General features: G+C 55.5%; 12 protein-coding genes. 10 read left to right on the top strand and 2 right to left on the bottom strand.

Annotated features, from left to right (window positions below; genetic code table 11):
- The first annotated feature begins 5 nt into the window (after positions 1-5).
- Positions 6-1,061: a tRNA (adenosine(37)-N6)-threonylcarbamoyltransferase complex transferase subunit TsaD gene (tsaD, locus tag FFV09_RS16645; protein WP_141448873.1), complete on the top strand. Its 1,056-nt coding sequence runs from the start codon at positions 6-8 to the stop codon at positions 1,059-1,061.
- Positions 1,062-1,511: 450 nt separating this feature from the next.
- Here tsaD and FFV09_RS16650 read toward each other — a convergent pair whose 3' ends face one another.
- Positions 1,512-3,467 (bottom strand): ABC transporter ATP-binding protein, encoded by a 1,956-nt coding sequence (locus FFV09_RS16650; protein ID WP_141448874.1) that lies wholly within the window; start codon positions 3,465-3,467, stop codon positions 1,512-1,514.
- Positions 3,468-3,767: 300 nt separating this feature from the next.
- On the opposite strand from FFV09_RS16650, the gene FFV09_RS16655 reads away from it, so the two are divergent.
- The 9 genes from FFV09_RS16655 (at position 3,768) to FFV09_RS16695 (ending at position 14,170) form a co-directional block, all read left to right on the top strand.
- Positions 3,768-4,361 (top strand): 5-formyltetrahydrofolate cyclo-ligase, encoded by a 594-nt coding sequence (locus FFV09_RS16655; RefSeq protein WP_281288504.1) that lies wholly within the window; start codon positions 3,768-3,770, stop codon positions 4,359-4,361.
- A 69-nt stretch (positions 4,362-4,430) separates the two neighbouring features.
- Positions 4,431-4,916 carry a MogA/MoaB family molybdenum cofactor biosynthesis protein gene (locus FFV09_RS16660; RefSeq protein ID WP_141448876.1) on the top strand — a complete coding sequence of 162 codons (486 nt, stop codon included), beginning with the start codon at positions 4,431-4,433 and terminating at the stop codon, positions 4,914-4,916.
- Positions 4,917-5,099: 183 nt separating this feature from the next.
- Positions 5,100-5,381 (top strand): co-chaperone GroES, encoded by a 282-nt coding sequence (gene groES / locus FFV09_RS16665; RefSeq protein ID WP_141448877.1) that lies wholly within the window; start codon positions 5,100-5,102, stop codon positions 5,379-5,381.
- A 97-nt stretch (positions 5,382-5,478) separates the two neighbouring features.
- A complete protein-coding gene (groL, locus tag FFV09_RS16670) occupies positions 5,479-7,107 on the top strand; it encodes a chaperonin GroEL (RefSeq protein ID WP_141448878.1) in 1,629 nt (542 codons plus the stop codon).
- A gap of 575 nt (positions 7,108-7,682) precedes the next feature.
- The gene (locus FFV09_RS16675; RefSeq protein ID WP_141450508.1) at positions 7,683-8,459 is read left to right on the top strand and encodes an alpha/beta hydrolase; all 777 of its coding nucleotides are present in this window, start codon (positions 7,683-7,685) and stop codon (positions 8,457-8,459) included.
- An 87-nt stretch (positions 8,460-8,546) separates the two neighbouring features.
- Positions 8,547-10,055: a phytoene desaturase family protein gene (locus tag FFV09_RS16680; protein ID WP_141448879.1), complete on the top strand. Its 1,509-nt coding sequence runs from the start codon at positions 8,547-8,549 to the stop codon at positions 10,053-10,055.
- Positions 10,042-11,439 carry an aldehyde dehydrogenase family protein gene (locus FFV09_RS16685; RefSeq protein WP_141448880.1) on the top strand — a complete coding sequence of 466 codons (1,398 nt, stop codon included), beginning with the start codon at positions 10,042-10,044 and terminating at the stop codon, positions 11,437-11,439. The genes FFV09_RS16680 and FFV09_RS16685 overlap by 14 nt, the downstream gene beginning before the upstream one ends.
- Before the next feature lie 45 nt (positions 11,440-11,484).
- Entirely contained in the window at positions 11,485-13,014 is a 1,530-nt protein-coding gene (locus tag FFV09_RS16690) for a phytoene desaturase family protein (protein ID WP_141448881.1), read from the top strand.
- A 55-nt stretch (positions 13,015-13,069) separates the two neighbouring features.
- On the top strand, positions 13,070-14,170 hold the full coding sequence (locus FFV09_RS16695; RefSeq protein ID WP_246098368.1) for a glycosyltransferase: 1,101 nt from the start codon (positions 13,070-13,072) through the stop codon (positions 14,168-14,170).
- Between the two features lie 663 nt (positions 14,171-14,833).
- On the opposite strand, the gene FFV09_RS16700 is transcribed toward FFV09_RS16695, so the two are convergent.
- Positions 14,834-15,025 (bottom strand): hypothetical protein, encoded by a 192-nt coding sequence (locus FFV09_RS16700; RefSeq protein ID WP_141448882.1) that lies wholly within the window; start codon positions 15,023-15,025, stop codon positions 14,834-14,836.
- Between the last annotated feature and the right edge of the window lie 27 nt (positions 15,026-15,052).

Raw genomic sequence — 15,052 nt, forward strand, 5'->3', positions numbered from 1 at the left:
CAGGCATGGATAACGTAGCAGAACAGCAAACAGGGCGGGCAGGCACGTACATTCTCGCGGTCGAGACAAGCTGCGACGAGACGTCGGTCGCCATCGTCAGGGACGGCCGCGACGTGCTGGTCAATCTCGTGGCCAGCCAGATCGAGACGCACAAAGCGTTCGGCGGCGTCGTGCCCGAAGTGGCTTCGCGCCAGCATGTGGAATGCATCACGCGGCTGATGGAGCAGGCGATCGCGGAGTCCGGGCTTGAGCCGGACGAATTGTCGGCGATCGCCGTTACGGAAGGGCCGGGACTCGTCGGCGCGCTGCTCGTCGGCATCATGGCGGCCAAAGCGCTGGCGTTCGCGCTGGACAAGCCGCTGATCGGCACGCACCATATCGCGGGGCATATCTATGCCAACCGGTTGACGGACGAGATTCAATATCCGGCGATCGCGTTGGTCGTCTCGGGCGGGCATACCGAGATCGTCCGCATGGAGAGCGAAGGCCGGTTCGAAGTGGTCGGGCAGACGCGCGACGACGCGGTGGGCGAAGCGTACGACAAAGTCGCGCGTTCGCTCGGATTTCCGTATCCGGGCGGACCGCACGTCGACCGGGCGGCGCAGGCTTCGGACACGGCAGCCGCGCTGCCGCGCGTCTGGCTGGAAGAAGGCTCGTACGATTTCAGCCTCAGCGGATTGAAGTCCGCCGTGCTGAACCTGGTCAACCAGAGCCGGATGAAAGGCGAGGAGATCGATCAAGGCGCAATCGCGCGCGGGTTCCAGGAATCCGTCGTCGAAGTGCTCGTCGCCAAAGCGGTGCGCGCCGCGCACCAATTCGGCGCGAAGCAGCTGCTGCTGTGCGGCGGCGTTGCCGCGAACGGCGGCCTGCGCCGCGAGCTGACGGCGCGCTGCGAGGCGGAAGGGATTCCGCTCGCGATTCCGCCGATGCGATACTGCACCGACAACGCCGCGATGATCGGAGCCGCCGCTTACGTGAAGTGGACCCGCGGCGAACTGAGCGATTTGTTCATCAAAGGCGAACCCGGCATGTCACTGGAACAATGGTCGGTCACGGAGTAATCCGTTTGCCGGCCGCCACGAAGCGGAGGCTTGCCCGCTTCGCCTCCCAATCAAGGTCTCTTCCCCGGCGGAAGAGGCCTTTTTGTGTAAACGGTCATCGTCATTCGCAAGTGTGCCGTATCCGCCGTTAACACAGGCTTTACTCCCCGTTGTCAATCCCTGCATAAACTTATCCACATATCCCCTTCCGTTTGTGGGTAAGTGCTGCAATCCCGCGCCAAATGCCTGCTTCGATTTTTATGCAAAAGGGGATATGTTTTTCAAAACGGAAGGTCGTAATCTGTGGATAATGTGGACGAAAAAGTGGATAAAATTGGTTTGGAGCGAAAATAGGCGGTATAAAAGCAAAAAACCGACCCTGAGGGCCGGTTCAATTCGTAATTCATACCTGTTTCTGTGGATAACACGGTGGATAACAGGGATAAGCGAAAAATCGTATTGACAAAAAAATTATTCCGCCGCGAGCGTTTCCCATTCTTCGTAAGCGGCAGCGAGCTGCGTTTTGTGGGTATCGATCTGCGTCTGACGTTCTTGAATAGCCATGTAATCTTCGTAAATTTCTGGAAGTGTCAACTCCAGTTCAAGGGCGGCTACGGCGCTCTCCAGTTCCGCGATCAGCGTCTCCAGCTGTTCCATGCGGCGCTGCCGGGCACGTTCTTCGCGCTTGGCCTGCTTGCTCTCCTCGAACACGGCCTGCGTGTTTTTGGACTCGTCGGCTTCGCTGGCCTGGGCGGCCGCGGACTTGCTTTTCCCGCCGAACAGCGCCGCTTCCTGGGCAATCTCTTCGAGCTCCTGCTTTTTGTCGACATAGTCGTCGTAGTTGCCGAGGTAGCTGGTCACGCCGTTTGCGCTCAGTTCGATCACGCGTTCGGCCATCTTATTCAGGAAGTAACGGTCGTGCGAGATGAACAACAGCGTGCCGTCAAAATCGATCAGGGCGGACTCCAGCACTTCTTTGCTGTACAGGTCCAAATGGTTGGTCGGTTCGTCGAGTACGAGCGTGTTCGCTTCGAGCAGCATCAGCTTGGCCAGCGAGACGCGCGCTTTTTCCCCGCCGCTGAGCGCCGAGATACGCTTGAGCACGTCTTCGCCGCTGAACAGGAAACTGCCGAGCACGGTGCGAATCCGCGCTTCTTCCATATGCGGATACGTGCCCCACAGTTCTTCGAGCACCGTATTTTGCGGATTGAGCGTGTCCTGCTCCTGGTCGTAGTAGCCGATCTGGACTTTGGCGCCCCACGTAATCCGGCCTTCGTCCGGCTTGAGCCGGCCGATCAGCGCTTTGAGCAGGGTCGACTTGCCGACGCCGTTCGGCCCGATCAGCGCGACCGTCTCGCCGCGGCTGAGCGCGAACGACGTCTGCCGGAACAGCTTGTCGCCGTCGTCATAGGACGCGGACAAGCCGTCCACGTGCAGCACGTCCTTGCCGGACGAATATGCCGATTGGAACGAGAAGTTGGCGCGTTTGAGATCGCCGGCCGGCCGGTCGAGCCGATCCATTTTTTCCAGCGCTTTGCGCCGGCTCTGGGCCCGCTTCGTCGTGGAAGCGCGGACGATGTTTTGCTGAATGAAAGTTTCCATCTTCGCGATCTCGCCCTGCTGCTTCTCGAACTGCTTGAGGTCCGCTTCGTACTCGGCCGCTTTGAGCTCGGTATACCGGCTGTAGTTGCCCGTATAGCGGCGCGCCCGGTGGCGTTCGATCTCCACGATCGCCGTGACCGTCTTGTCGAGGAAATAGCGGTCGTGGGATACGATCAGCAGGCCGCCGTCGTACCCGCGCAAATAATCTTCGAGCCAGGTGAGCGTCTCGATGTCCAAATGGTTGGTCGGTTCGTCGAGCATGAGCAGGTCGGGTCCGCGCAGCAGCATTTTCGCCAGCGCGAGCCGGGTCCGCTGTCCGCCGCTGAGCGTCGAGACGATCGTCGAAGGATCGAAATCGCCGAAGCCCATCCCGTGCAGCACGCTGCGGATCTTCGTGCCGATCTCGTAGCCGCCGTGGTCGCGGAACCAGTCCGAACGCATGGCGTAGCGGTTCAGCAGATCCTGGTACGCTTTGTCCTGCTCGGAGTGCGAAGAGCCTTCGGTGATCGCAAGCTCCATCTCGCGGATTTCCCGCTCGGCTTCCAGCAGGTCGGCGAACACGTCCAGCATCTCTTCCTGGATCGTGCGATCCGACTGCAGCCCGCTGTTCTGGGCCAGGTAGCCGATGGTTGTTTCTTTGTTTTTGAAAATCTGGCCTTCTTCATGAGACATTTCGCCCGCCAAAATTTTGAGCAGCGTCGATTTGCCCGCGCCGTTGACACCGACGAGGCCGATGCGCTCGCGCTCCAGTATTTGAAACGTAATGCCTTCCAGAATGCTCTGGACGCCGTATCTTTTTGCGATTCCCGTTGCTTGCAGCAGCATAATTCGAAGTCCTCCGCGCTTATCAAATTGGTCTTTTGTGATTTCATTTTACCGTAGAAAGGTGAAAAAACCAAAGAGGACATGCGCAAACGGTTCGCGGGCGCGGCGCGGCCGGAAAATTGGCGGCGATCGGGGCGCGAAAGTTTTTTGGGGAAAAAGCCTCCGGGGGCTTCGCAGAGCCTCTACAGCGGTGGTTATTTGCGCAAAACAATGATAAACTTGAGCATGTGAGAACAAAAAAGAGAACAGAAGAGAATACGGGAGGCGAGCGGCATCGAACCTTTACCGGACAAGACGGAGCTGCGGCTTCGAATGGAACGGGTGAGAGCGGAGCTGCCCGAATCGCTGCGCCTTGAGGCTTCTTCCGTCGTTTGCGAATATGCCGCCGATCGGCTGGACGCCCTGCGCGAGCGCAAAGGGGCTCCTCTGGTCGTGCTCGGCTACCTGCCTTACCGCGGAGAACTGGATATCCGTCCGCTGCTGGAGACATGCCGCGGATGCGGGGATACGGTGCTTGCGCCGCGCATCGAGCGGGGAACGCGCCGCATGCGGCTGCTGGAACTCAAGAGCGCGGCAGACGAGGCGTCCGGCAGCTGGGGCATTCCCGAGCCGAAGGAGCATCTGCCCGAATGGCCGGAAGACCGGCTCGGCAGCATCGACGTGATGTTTGTGCCGGGCTTGGCTTTTGACTTCAAGGGCGGGCGCGTCGGTTACGGAGGCGGGTTTTACGACCGGCTGATGGAGCGTTTCGAAGCCTGCGGCGCAAGCCCGGGCATTTGGGCGCTGTCTTTTGCCGAGCAGACGGTGGAGGAAGTGCCGATGGAACCGCACGATTTCCGGATAGAACTTCTGATCGTGCCGTCGGGCATGAACAGTACGCAGGACCTGGTCTGACGGCAGCGGCTTCGGTCGTATAGATAGGAACGGACGCAAGAAGAGCGATGGATGAGAAGAGGTGACCCCATGCTGTGGAAAGTGGCAATTTTGACGGCCAGCGATAAGGGAGCACGAGGCGAGCGTGAGGACACGAGCGCGCAGGTGATCCGGGAGTTGGTGGAGGAAGAAGTAGGCGGCGAAATTATCGAATACCGGATCGTGCCGGACGAGTCGGACGAGATCGTGGCGGCATTGATCGAAATGACGGACTATTTCCAGGCGGATCTCGTGCTGACGACCGGAGGCACCGAGCTTGCGAACCGCGACGTGACGCCGGAGGCGACGAAGCGGGTCATCGAGCGGGAAGTGCCGGGCATGGCCGAAGCGATGCGGATGAACGTGATGCACAAGAACCGGGCGGCGATGCTGTTCCGCGGCATCTGCGGCATTCGCGGCCGTTCGCTGATCGTCAATCTGCCCGGCACGCCAAAAGGCGTGCACGAGAACCTGGCGGCCATCATGGACCAACTGCCGGAAGCGCTGCTGATGGTGACGGGGCAGTACCGGCAGTAATCCCGGGCACGCAACAAGAAGGACGGCCCCAGGCATGCGGGGTGTCTTTTTTTGTGCGGGGGGGACTTGAAATTTTGCGGCGAGACTAGTAATATAAGACTTGGCTGTTAGCACTAGGCGTTGTCGAGTGCTAACGAAGAAGATTCAACACTTCAATTAACCTTTACAAGGAGGCTATTTTTCATGATCAAACCGTTAGGTGAACGCGTACTCGTAGAAGCGATCCAGCAGGAGGAAACGACTTCGTTCGGTATCGTGCTTCCGGATGCTTCGAAAGAAAAGCCGCAGGAAGGTAAAGTCGTTGCCGTAGGCAGCGGAACCCTCAAAGACGGCGTTCGTACTCCGCTCGAAGTGAAAGAAGGCGACGTGGTACTGTTCTCCAAATATGCCGGCACCGAAGTGAAATACGAAGGCAAAGAATACCTGATTATGAAAGAAAGCGACATCCACGCCATCCTGGCGTAAATGTCCCCTTACACATACGTTTTTTGAACGAAAGTGATTGAATGCAGCGTCTTGAACGCAGCATCGCAATTCCATATCCCAGGGAGGTTATTCGACCATGGCTAAAGAGATTCTGTTCGGAGAAGAAGCCCGTCGCTCGATGCTTCGCGGCGTAGATGCACTTGCAAATGCGGTAAAAGTAACGCTCGGTCCAAAAGGACGCAACGTGGTGCTGGAGAAAAAATTCGGCAGCCCGCTGATCACGAACGACGGCGTGACGATCGCGAAGGAAATCGAACTGGAAGACGCTTTCGAGAACATGGGCGCCCAGCTCGTCAAGGAAGTCGCAACGAAAACGAACGACGTAGCCGGTGACGGAACGACAACCGCTACCGTTCTCGCTCAAGCGATGATCCGCGAAGGCCTCAAGAACGTAACGGCCGGCGCAAACCCTATGGTTATCCGCAAAGGCATCGACAAAGCGGTCAAAGCTGCGGTCATCGAACTGCAGAACATCGCGAAGCCGATCGAAGGCAAACAATCGATCGCCCAGGTTGCGGCTATCTCCGCGGCTGACGAAGAAGTTGGCGAACTGATCGCCGAAGCGATGGAAAAAGTGGGCAAAGACGGCGTTATCACCGTTGAAGAATCCCGCGGATTCGCAACGGAGCTGGAAGTCGTGGAAGGCATGCAGTTCGATCGCGGCTACATTTCCCCTTACATGATTACCGACACGGACAAGATGGAAGCGGTTCTCGACAACCCTTACATCCTGATCACCGACAAGAAAATCAGCACGACGCAGGAAATTCTGCCGCTGCTTGAGAAAATCGTTCAGCAGGGCCGCGCACTCGTAATCGTGGCTGAAGACATCGAAGGCGAAGCGCTTCCGATGCTCGTCCTGAACAAACTGCGCGGCACGTTCAACGCCGTTGCCGTCAAAGCTCCGGGCTTCGGCGACCGCCGCGAAGCGATGCTGCAGGATATCGCCGCTCTGACCGGTGGACAAGTGATCACCGAGAAGCTCGGTCTGGAACTGAAAGCGACGACGATCGAGCAGTTGGGTTCGGCTCGCCAGGTTCGCGTAACGAAAGAAAACACGACGATCGTGGACGGTGCCGGCGTGAAGACCGACATCGACGCTCGCGTGAACCAAATTCGTTCGCAGCTGGAAGAAACGACTTCCGAGTTCGACAAAGAAAAACTGCAGGAGCGTCTGGCTAAACTTGCCGGCGGCGTAGCGGTTGTCAAAGTCGGCGCGGCAACGGAAACGGAACTGAAAGAACGCAAACTGCGCATCGAAGACGCGCTGAACGCGACTCGCGCAGCCGTTGAAGAAGGTATCGTATCCGGCGGCGGCACGGCTCTGGTTAACGTCTACAAAGCCGTAGCGGCTCTGACGGTAACCGGCGACGAGAGAACGGGCGTCAACATCGTTCTGCGCGCTCTGGAAGAACCGATCCGTACGATCGCGGCTAACGCCGGCGAAGAAGGTTCCGTTATCGTGGACCGTCTCAAAAAAGAAGAAGTGGGCATTGGCTACAACGCCGCTACCGGCGAATGGGTCAACATGTTCGAAGCGGGCATCGTAGACCCTGCGAAAGTCACGCGTTCCGCTCTGCAAAACGCGGCTTCCGTAGCGGCTATGTTCCTGACGACGGAAGCGGTTATCGCCGACAAGCCTGAACCGGCCGGCGCTGCGGCTCCGGATATGGGCGGCATGGGCGGTATGGGCGGCATGATGTAACAGGTTCGCCCGGAACCTTGCTTGACCTTGCTCCACCTTGGTTTAAAGGCTCCTTCGGGAGCCTTTTTCCTTTTTTTTAGCTTTCCTTTTTTGGAGTATATACACAAAAAGATAACCCAAAGCGACGACCCCGGCAGCCAGCAGGGAAACGAGTACGGAAGCGAGCGTCAAAGTTCGTCCTAGCACATAAGCGATCAAAAGACTGGTTAAAAACGTTAAAATCAGATTGCTGATCATGGCATTCCGTTTCATGGCATCCCTCTTTTCTTGGTATGAATATAGCATAAGAAACAGGATTAAAATTGAAATTAATAAATCGCCGCCTAAGCGAAAGCCTGCTCGGGTTCCAGCCCGCAGCAGGCTTTTTTTTTTGCTATGTTAGTACCTTTAATGGAATAAAGGGTAATAGCGATAGAGAACAAATGTTGGCCACGATCGACGTTGAAGTTCAAACCGTACAAAGCGAGGTAATGCTAGTGTTGACCCTTATGGCGGCCAGGTGCCTTCGTCTCCTGCCCAATCAGGCGAAGAGGACGCCGATGCTCCCGAGTGAGCCCGTACAAGACAAAAAAGAGATGCAGGTCGAAACTTCTGTCAAAACCGCGGATATTTCCTTCTATTATCCCTCGAATACCGAGTCGCACAGTCTTCCGGTGTACGTTAATTTTCACGGCGGAGCGTTCATTATGCACGACAAAGAGATGGACGATCCGTACTGCCGCTACCTGGCCAACCGGACCGGCTGCGTGATCGCGAACGTGGAGTACGCCAAAGCGCCGGAGTACCCTTTTCCCGGCCCGGTCGAGCAGGTGTATGAAGTGTTCCGCTGGATCAAGAAGAACGCCGGCGAATTGAATATCGATGCGGACAAAATGATGGTCGGCGGACAAAGTTCGGGGGCTAACCTGGCCGCGGCGCTTTGTCTGTATCTGGAACAAAAAGAAGAACAGCAGCCGCTGCTCCAGATGCTGTCCTGCCCGATGCTCGATTTCGCCACTCCTTTTTCGCATAAACCGGAACCGAATCTGTGGCGTGCGCGGTATCCCCAAGCCGCCCATTTTTTGAACCTGTGCTACGTGCCGCGCAAAGGCCAGGCGGAGCATCCGCTCGCTTCCCCGGTTCGGGCTGTCGTCAGCGACCGATTGGCGTCCGCTTTTATCGTTATCGCGGAATTCGACGCCTTCCGGCCGGAAGCGGAACATTATGCGAAGAAATTACGGGAAGCCGGCGTATCTGTCGAGCAAAAGCTGTTCAAAGACTGCAAACACGCGTTTACCCATCTGGGTCCGAGACAAAAAGCGGAAGAAGCGTGGGAGTTGATCGCCCGCAAAATTAGGGAGACGGCCCAATAAACGGCGTGTAGAATAACGTAAGGTGCAAGCCTGCTTGGCGCAGCAACGAACCCCATTTTCGATTTACCGGAAGGAGAAACCCGACAAGTGAAAACGACAAACAAAAACGTACTGGTTATCGGAGGCGGACTTGGAGGACTTTCGGCCGCGATTTCGCTGGCACAAGCCGGATACGGCGTCTCTTTGTACGAGAAAAACGATCATATCGGAGGCAAGCTGAACCGGCTGGATCAGGACGGTTTCGGCTTTGATCTGGGCCCGTCCATTTTGACCATGCCCCGGGTGTTCGAAGATTTGTTCACGGCCAGCGGCAAATCAATGCAGGATTATGTGCGGACCGAAAAGCTGGATCATCAATGGCGTTCGTTTTTCCCGGACGGCAATATTATCGATCTGTACGAAGATTTGCGGGAAATGCAGGAGAAGAACACCGTGCTGAGCGAAAAAGACATGCGCGAGTATCAGGATCTGCTGAACTATTCCAAAAAGCTGTACGACATGACGGATAAAACGTATTTCAAGCATGGCGTCGATTCGACGAGAGAGATCATGAAACATACGACGCTGCTCGGCGCTTTGCGTAATTTCGATCTGTTCTCGACCGTGCGCGGAGCGATCGACAAACGGATCAGCAACAAGCAGTTCAGCGATATGCTGTCCTACTTTATCAAATATGTCGGTTCGTCGCCTTACGACGCGCCGGCCGTGTTGAACATGATGATCTATATGCAGCATGATCAGGGCGTCTGGTACGTACCCGGCGGGTTGAACAAACTGGCGGACGGTCTGGTGAAGTTGGCCGAAGAAGTCGGCGTCCAGTTCCATCTCGGAACCCCGATCGCCAAGCTGGAGAAGAAGAACGGCGAGATTACGGGAGCGGTGCTGCCGGACGGCACGAAGCTGACCGCGGACTATTACGTTTCCAATATGGAAGTCATTCCGGTGTACGAACGGCTGCTGGAAGAAGACAAAGATTTTGTCGGCAAATTGAAGAAAAAATTCGAACCGGCCAGTTCCGGCCTCGTTATGCATTTGGGCGTCAAGAAGAGTTATCCGCAGCTTCGCCACCACAACTTCTTTTTCGCGGAAAACATGAAGCAGCAGATGCAGTCGATTTTCCATCAGCATAGACTGCCGGACGATCCGGTCATTTATTTGGTCAACGTCAACAAGACGGATCCGTCGCAAGCTCCCGAAGGACACGAGAATATCAAAGTGCTGCCGCATATTCCTTATATTCAAGACGAGAAACCGATTACCGAACAGGAATACGAGCAGTTTGCCGAGCGTACGCTGATGAAGCTGGAGAGAATGGGTCTGGACGATCTGCGGGCCAACATCGTGACCAAAGACGTCTGGACGCCGGACAAGATCAGACAGATGTACGGCTCGGATCGGGGCGCTATCTATGGAACGTTGTCCGACCGCAAAAAAAATAAAGGCTTCAAACATCCGAAACAAAGCGAACGGTACAACAACCTGTACTTCGTCGGCGGAACGGTGAACCCGGGAGGCGGCATGCCGATGGTGACGTTGAGCGGCCAGCTGGTCAGCAAAAAAATCGTGCAAAGAGATTCCGGCCATGCCGGACAATGAACACCGCCTTCTGGAGACTTTACCGGACAGACAGCGGGCCGAACTTTTGTCCAAAGGAGTTCCTTCGAGCGAGCAGCGCAAAAAACGGCTGATCCAGCTGAAAAATATGCTGGTCGAGCACGAAAAAGCGTGGACCGATGCGCTGCATGCCGATTTGGGCAAACCGGCGTTTGAATCTTTTTCATCCGAGCTCGCCGTTCTGTTGAACGAAATCGATTACGTCTGCAAGCATATCGACAAATGGAATCGGCCCCGGAGATCCCGGCATCTCAAGCTGGGCTATATCCAATCGCTTCACAAAAAAAGACATCCGCACGGAAGCGTACTTGTGATCGGATCGTGGAATTATCCGGTCCAGCTGACGTTGATGCCGGTCATCGGAGCGATTGCCGGCGGCAACGCCTGCGTCATCAAACCGTCCGAATCCGCGCCGGCTTCGGCCGAACTGCTCAAACGGCTGATCAATCAACAGTTTCCGCCGGAGCAGCTGTACGTCGTGACCGGAGATGCGCAGACCGCCAAGCAGCTGACTTCGGCTCCGTTCGACCTGATCTTCTTCACCGGCAGCGGCGGAACGGGCAAAGCGGTAGCCGATCAGGCCGCCAAGCGGCTGACGCCGGTCATCCTGGAACTGGGCGGGAAAAATCCGTGCATTCTGGACGAAACAGGCTTTTCCGCGGCCGCTGTCCGGGATATCGTCTGGGGCAAATTTCTGAATGCCGGTCAGACCTGCATCGCGCCGGATACGCTGTATGTCCATCAGTCCGTGTACGAACAGACGCTGGACGAAATTTCCGCGGCGCTGACCGCTTTCTACGGCAAGCAGCCTCAGGCAAGCGCGGATTACGGCCGGATCTGTACCGAGAATCATTTTGACAAAGTGTCCGGGTTTATCGGGCAGGGCACCGTTCGGCACGGCGGCGCGTCCGATCGCGCCGAACGGTTCGTCGCGCCGACCGTGCTAACGGATATTCAACCGGGCAGCCCGGTGTTGGAAGAAGAGATTTTCGGGCCGGTTCTGCCGGTCATTCCGTATGCCGATCTGGAGTCTTTGCTGTCCGGCGGCAGCCTGCAGCGCGATGCGCTCACCGGCTACATGTTCAGTCAGAACAACGACCGCATTCGGCGGTTCAACGACTATATGCGCTCGTCGACGATCGGCGTCAATCAGGTGATCCATCATGCCGCGAGTCCGCATATCGCGTTCGGCGGGGTCGGCCGCAGCGGATACGGCGCTTACCACGGCAAAGCCGGGTTTCTGGCGTTCAGTTACGAGAAAACCAACTACCGAACGTATCATTATTTGCGTTTTCAAGGCAAATTTCCGCCGTATTCCGACACCAACCTGAGCGCGTTGAAAAAGTTAAGAAAATGGCTGCTGTAGGAAAAAGCACAAAGCAAATACGAGACGGAAATGAGGGTTCTTGGCATGAGTAAAAAGGTCATCGTCATCGGAGGAGGTGTAGCGGGGCTTGCTGCGGCTATCCGGCTGCAGCATGCCGGTTACCGGGTAGAGATCTATGAAAAAGGGTCCACGCCCGGCGGCAAAATGAATCGGATCGAACTGGACGGAGGCTACAAATTCGATTTGGGACCGAGCATCGTCATGATGCCGGAACTGTACCGGGAAATTTTCGAAGTGTGCGGCCGCAATCCAGAGGATTACATTCCGATGGAGCGGCTGGATCCGATTTACCGGGCTTATTTTAGCGATATTCCCGACCAGCCGTTCGATATTTCCTCCGACCTCACCAAGCTGACCCAAACGATCGAAGCGATGAGCGAAGAAGATACGGCCGGTTTTTTCCGATATTTGCATGAGATTTACCAGAAATTCATTATTGCCAAGCGTTACATTTTGCCAAGACCTTTCCGCAAACGGAGCGACTTTTATAACCTGGCGATGCTGAAAAAAGCGCTGAAGCTCAAACCGTACGACACCGCGGACAAATTTGTCGGTCGGTATATCAAAAACAAGCGATTGAGACAAATGATCAGTTTTCAAACGTTGTATATCGGCATCTCTCCGCTGACCAGCCCTTCTTTTTATACGATGATTCCGATGCTGCAATTTTTGTACGGAGTCTGGTTTATCAAAGGCGGCATGTATACGATGGCTTTGTCGATGGAACGGCTGTTCAAAGAGCTCGGCGGAGTCGTTCATTACGGGCAGGACGTGCAGCAGATCTCGATTCAGAACCAACAAGCGGAAGGAATCGTCGTGGGCGGGCAAAAGATCGCTTCGGATTACGTCGTGTGCAACGCCGATTTCCCGTACGCGATCAAGAATCTGGTGCAGGACAAGCCTTCCAAAGGCAAACATACCGACAAAAAAGTGGACAGCATGAAATATTCCTGTTCCTGCTTCCTGCTCTATCTCGGCATGGACCGAAAGTACGAAGAAATCGAACATGTGCACAATTTTATGTTCAACGAGAACCTCGACCAGAATCTCAAAGATATTTTTGACGGCAAAAAACTGACGAATGCTTCTTTCTACGTGTACATCGCTTCGAAAATGGATGCGTCTCTGGCGCCCGAAGGCAAAGAAGGGTTGTATATTCTGATGCCGGTATCGAACGTGGCCGAATCCAAGTACGAATGGAACGAAGAGACGGTGTCTTATTATCGCGGGTACATCCTGAACGAGTTGAAGAAGATACGCGGTTTTGAAAATATCGAGAACGAGATCGTAGCCGAAACGCATACGACGCCGCTGGATTTCAGTTCCAGGTTCAATGCGCATCACGGCGCCGCGTTCGGGCTGCAGCCTATTCTCAAGCAGAGCAACCACTACCGCCCGCAGAGCAAAGCGAGTGATTGCGAGCACCTGTACTTTACCGGAAGCAGCACGCATCCCGGCGCCGGCGTCCCGATCGTGCTTCTGTCGGCCCGCATCGCTGCCCAGGAATTGATCCAGGACGATACGGGCAATCTCTTCGATTATTCGGTGCAATGAAGAAGAGGATAATGAGGAACAAGGATAAAGAAAGGTGGGGAAAATCATAACGGTTGTGGACCTTATCAAACTTGGGATCGGACTTGCGGCAGTCTTGGCCGGCTTCCTCGTGTTCCGGTCGCTGCCGGTGCCGGCGTCTTCTTCCTCCGGTGCCGCGTCCGGCCTGCCGTTTCTGTCCATTATCGTGCCGGCCAGAAATGAAGCGGGCCGCATCGTGCCGCTGCTGAAATCGCTGCAGGAGCAGCGGTTCACCGCATTCGAGATTCTCGTCGTGGACGACGACTCGTCCGACGGGACCGCCGCCATCGCGGCAAGCTACGGAGCGACTGTGCTGCGCAACAAGGGGTCGGGCAAATCGTCCGCCTGCTGGTACGGCGCCGAACAGGCCCAAGGAAGCTGGTTATTGTTTTTGGACGCCGATACCCGGTTCGAAAGCGCGGACGGATTAAGCCATCTGCTGCATTTTTATCGGGAAAAAGGAGCCAGAGGCATTACCGCGCTCCAGCCTTTTCATACGGTGGAGCGCTTGTACGAATACATCTCTATCGTGTTCAACATCATCGTCGTGGTCGGCATGAACCTGTTTACGGTATGGGGATCGCGCTTCAAAACGGCCGGTTCGTTCGGCCCGTGCATTTTATGCAATCGCGACGATTACTTCGTGTCCGGCGGGCATAAAAAAATCGAAGGCGCCATCATGGACGATCTGGCGCTGGGCGAAGCGTTTCTGGAACAGGATCTTCCTGTTCGCTGCCTCGGCGGCAAAGGCATTCTGTCTTTCCGCATGTACCCGGAAGGTGTCGGCAGCCTGATCGAAGGTTGGTGTAAAAGCTTTGCCGTCGGGTCCAAATCGACGCATCCGGCCGTCATGCTGCTGGTCATCTTCTGGATTGCCGGCAGTTTTATCTCTGCCGCCGCCCTGATCTCGGCCTTCATGGCATGGAATCCGCTCGCGATCGCGCTCAGCGCGGGCTTGTATATCCTGTATGCGGTCCAGAGCGCCGCGTTTGCGGGCAGGATCGGCAATTTCCACAAAGCGGTGTTTGCGGTCCATCCGATTTGGTTTGCGTTTTTCGCAGGCATCTATTTGTATTCCTTTATCCGCGTGAACGTTTTCCATTCCGTGAGTTGGAAAGGGCGCAAGATCAAGGTGTGAATGCCGTAGGGGCGGCCGGTGTATACGGTGTGCAGCGCGTACGGCGTGTGTGGTTAAGGTTAAGGCTCCTTTGGGAGCCTTCAGGCTGTCGAGAAAGTCCTATACGTAGGAGAAGCTTGTCGACTGCGGGAGAAATTCGTTCCGGTCGCGTGTTGAAATCAGGAAAAAGGATCAAATTTGAATGGGATTTTCCTGATTTCAAAGGCGAACGCTGGCGCTCCTACACTGAATTTCTCCCTCCGCCTCCTTATTTTGTTCAGAATCAGACTTTCTCGACACGTTGAAGGCTCCTTTGGGAGCCTTTTTTCTTGTTTGGGGAATGAGGTGAGGAATGAGTTAAGGGGTGAGCAAGATGACTGATCCTCTTCAGAACGTCATCCAACTCCAGCCAACAGCCAACTCCCGGAAATAGCTGCGCCAATCCATCTAATTTGCCGAAAAGACTTCTTTTGTACGAATACCTGCCATAGTCTAGCTAATCCGCTGTATGTTATGTTTTTCTTGAGATGAGCTTGAACATAGATGGATCTGTGCAGTTATTCGCGGTTTCCGGTAAGCCGTTCAGGCATGCATTGGGAAAAGCCAGAGGTGAGCATATCCCGAATTTTTCGCATAAAAAAAACGCCCGCAGAGGCATGCAATTGTTGGCTGCCGGGGCGCTTGTTACGTCGTTTTCTTTTTCCAGATGCGTTTGACCGCCCAATGCGGCAGGGTGACGATTTCTTGATCGACATGAATATCGAACATCGACGAGTTTTTGGGATTCAGCGTGCAGACCCCTTCGTAAAACTCGCCGCTGATGGCGTGTAAGCGGACAGGCAGCGAAATTTGGATGGCTTGGTTCAAATTGATCAAAATGATGTTCTCCTCCTGCAAATTCGT

This window comes from Saccharibacillus brassicae (assembly GCF_006542275.1).
Classification (GTDB): Bacteria; Bacillota; Bacilli; order Paenibacillales; family Paenibacillaceae; genus Saccharibacillus; species Saccharibacillus brassicae.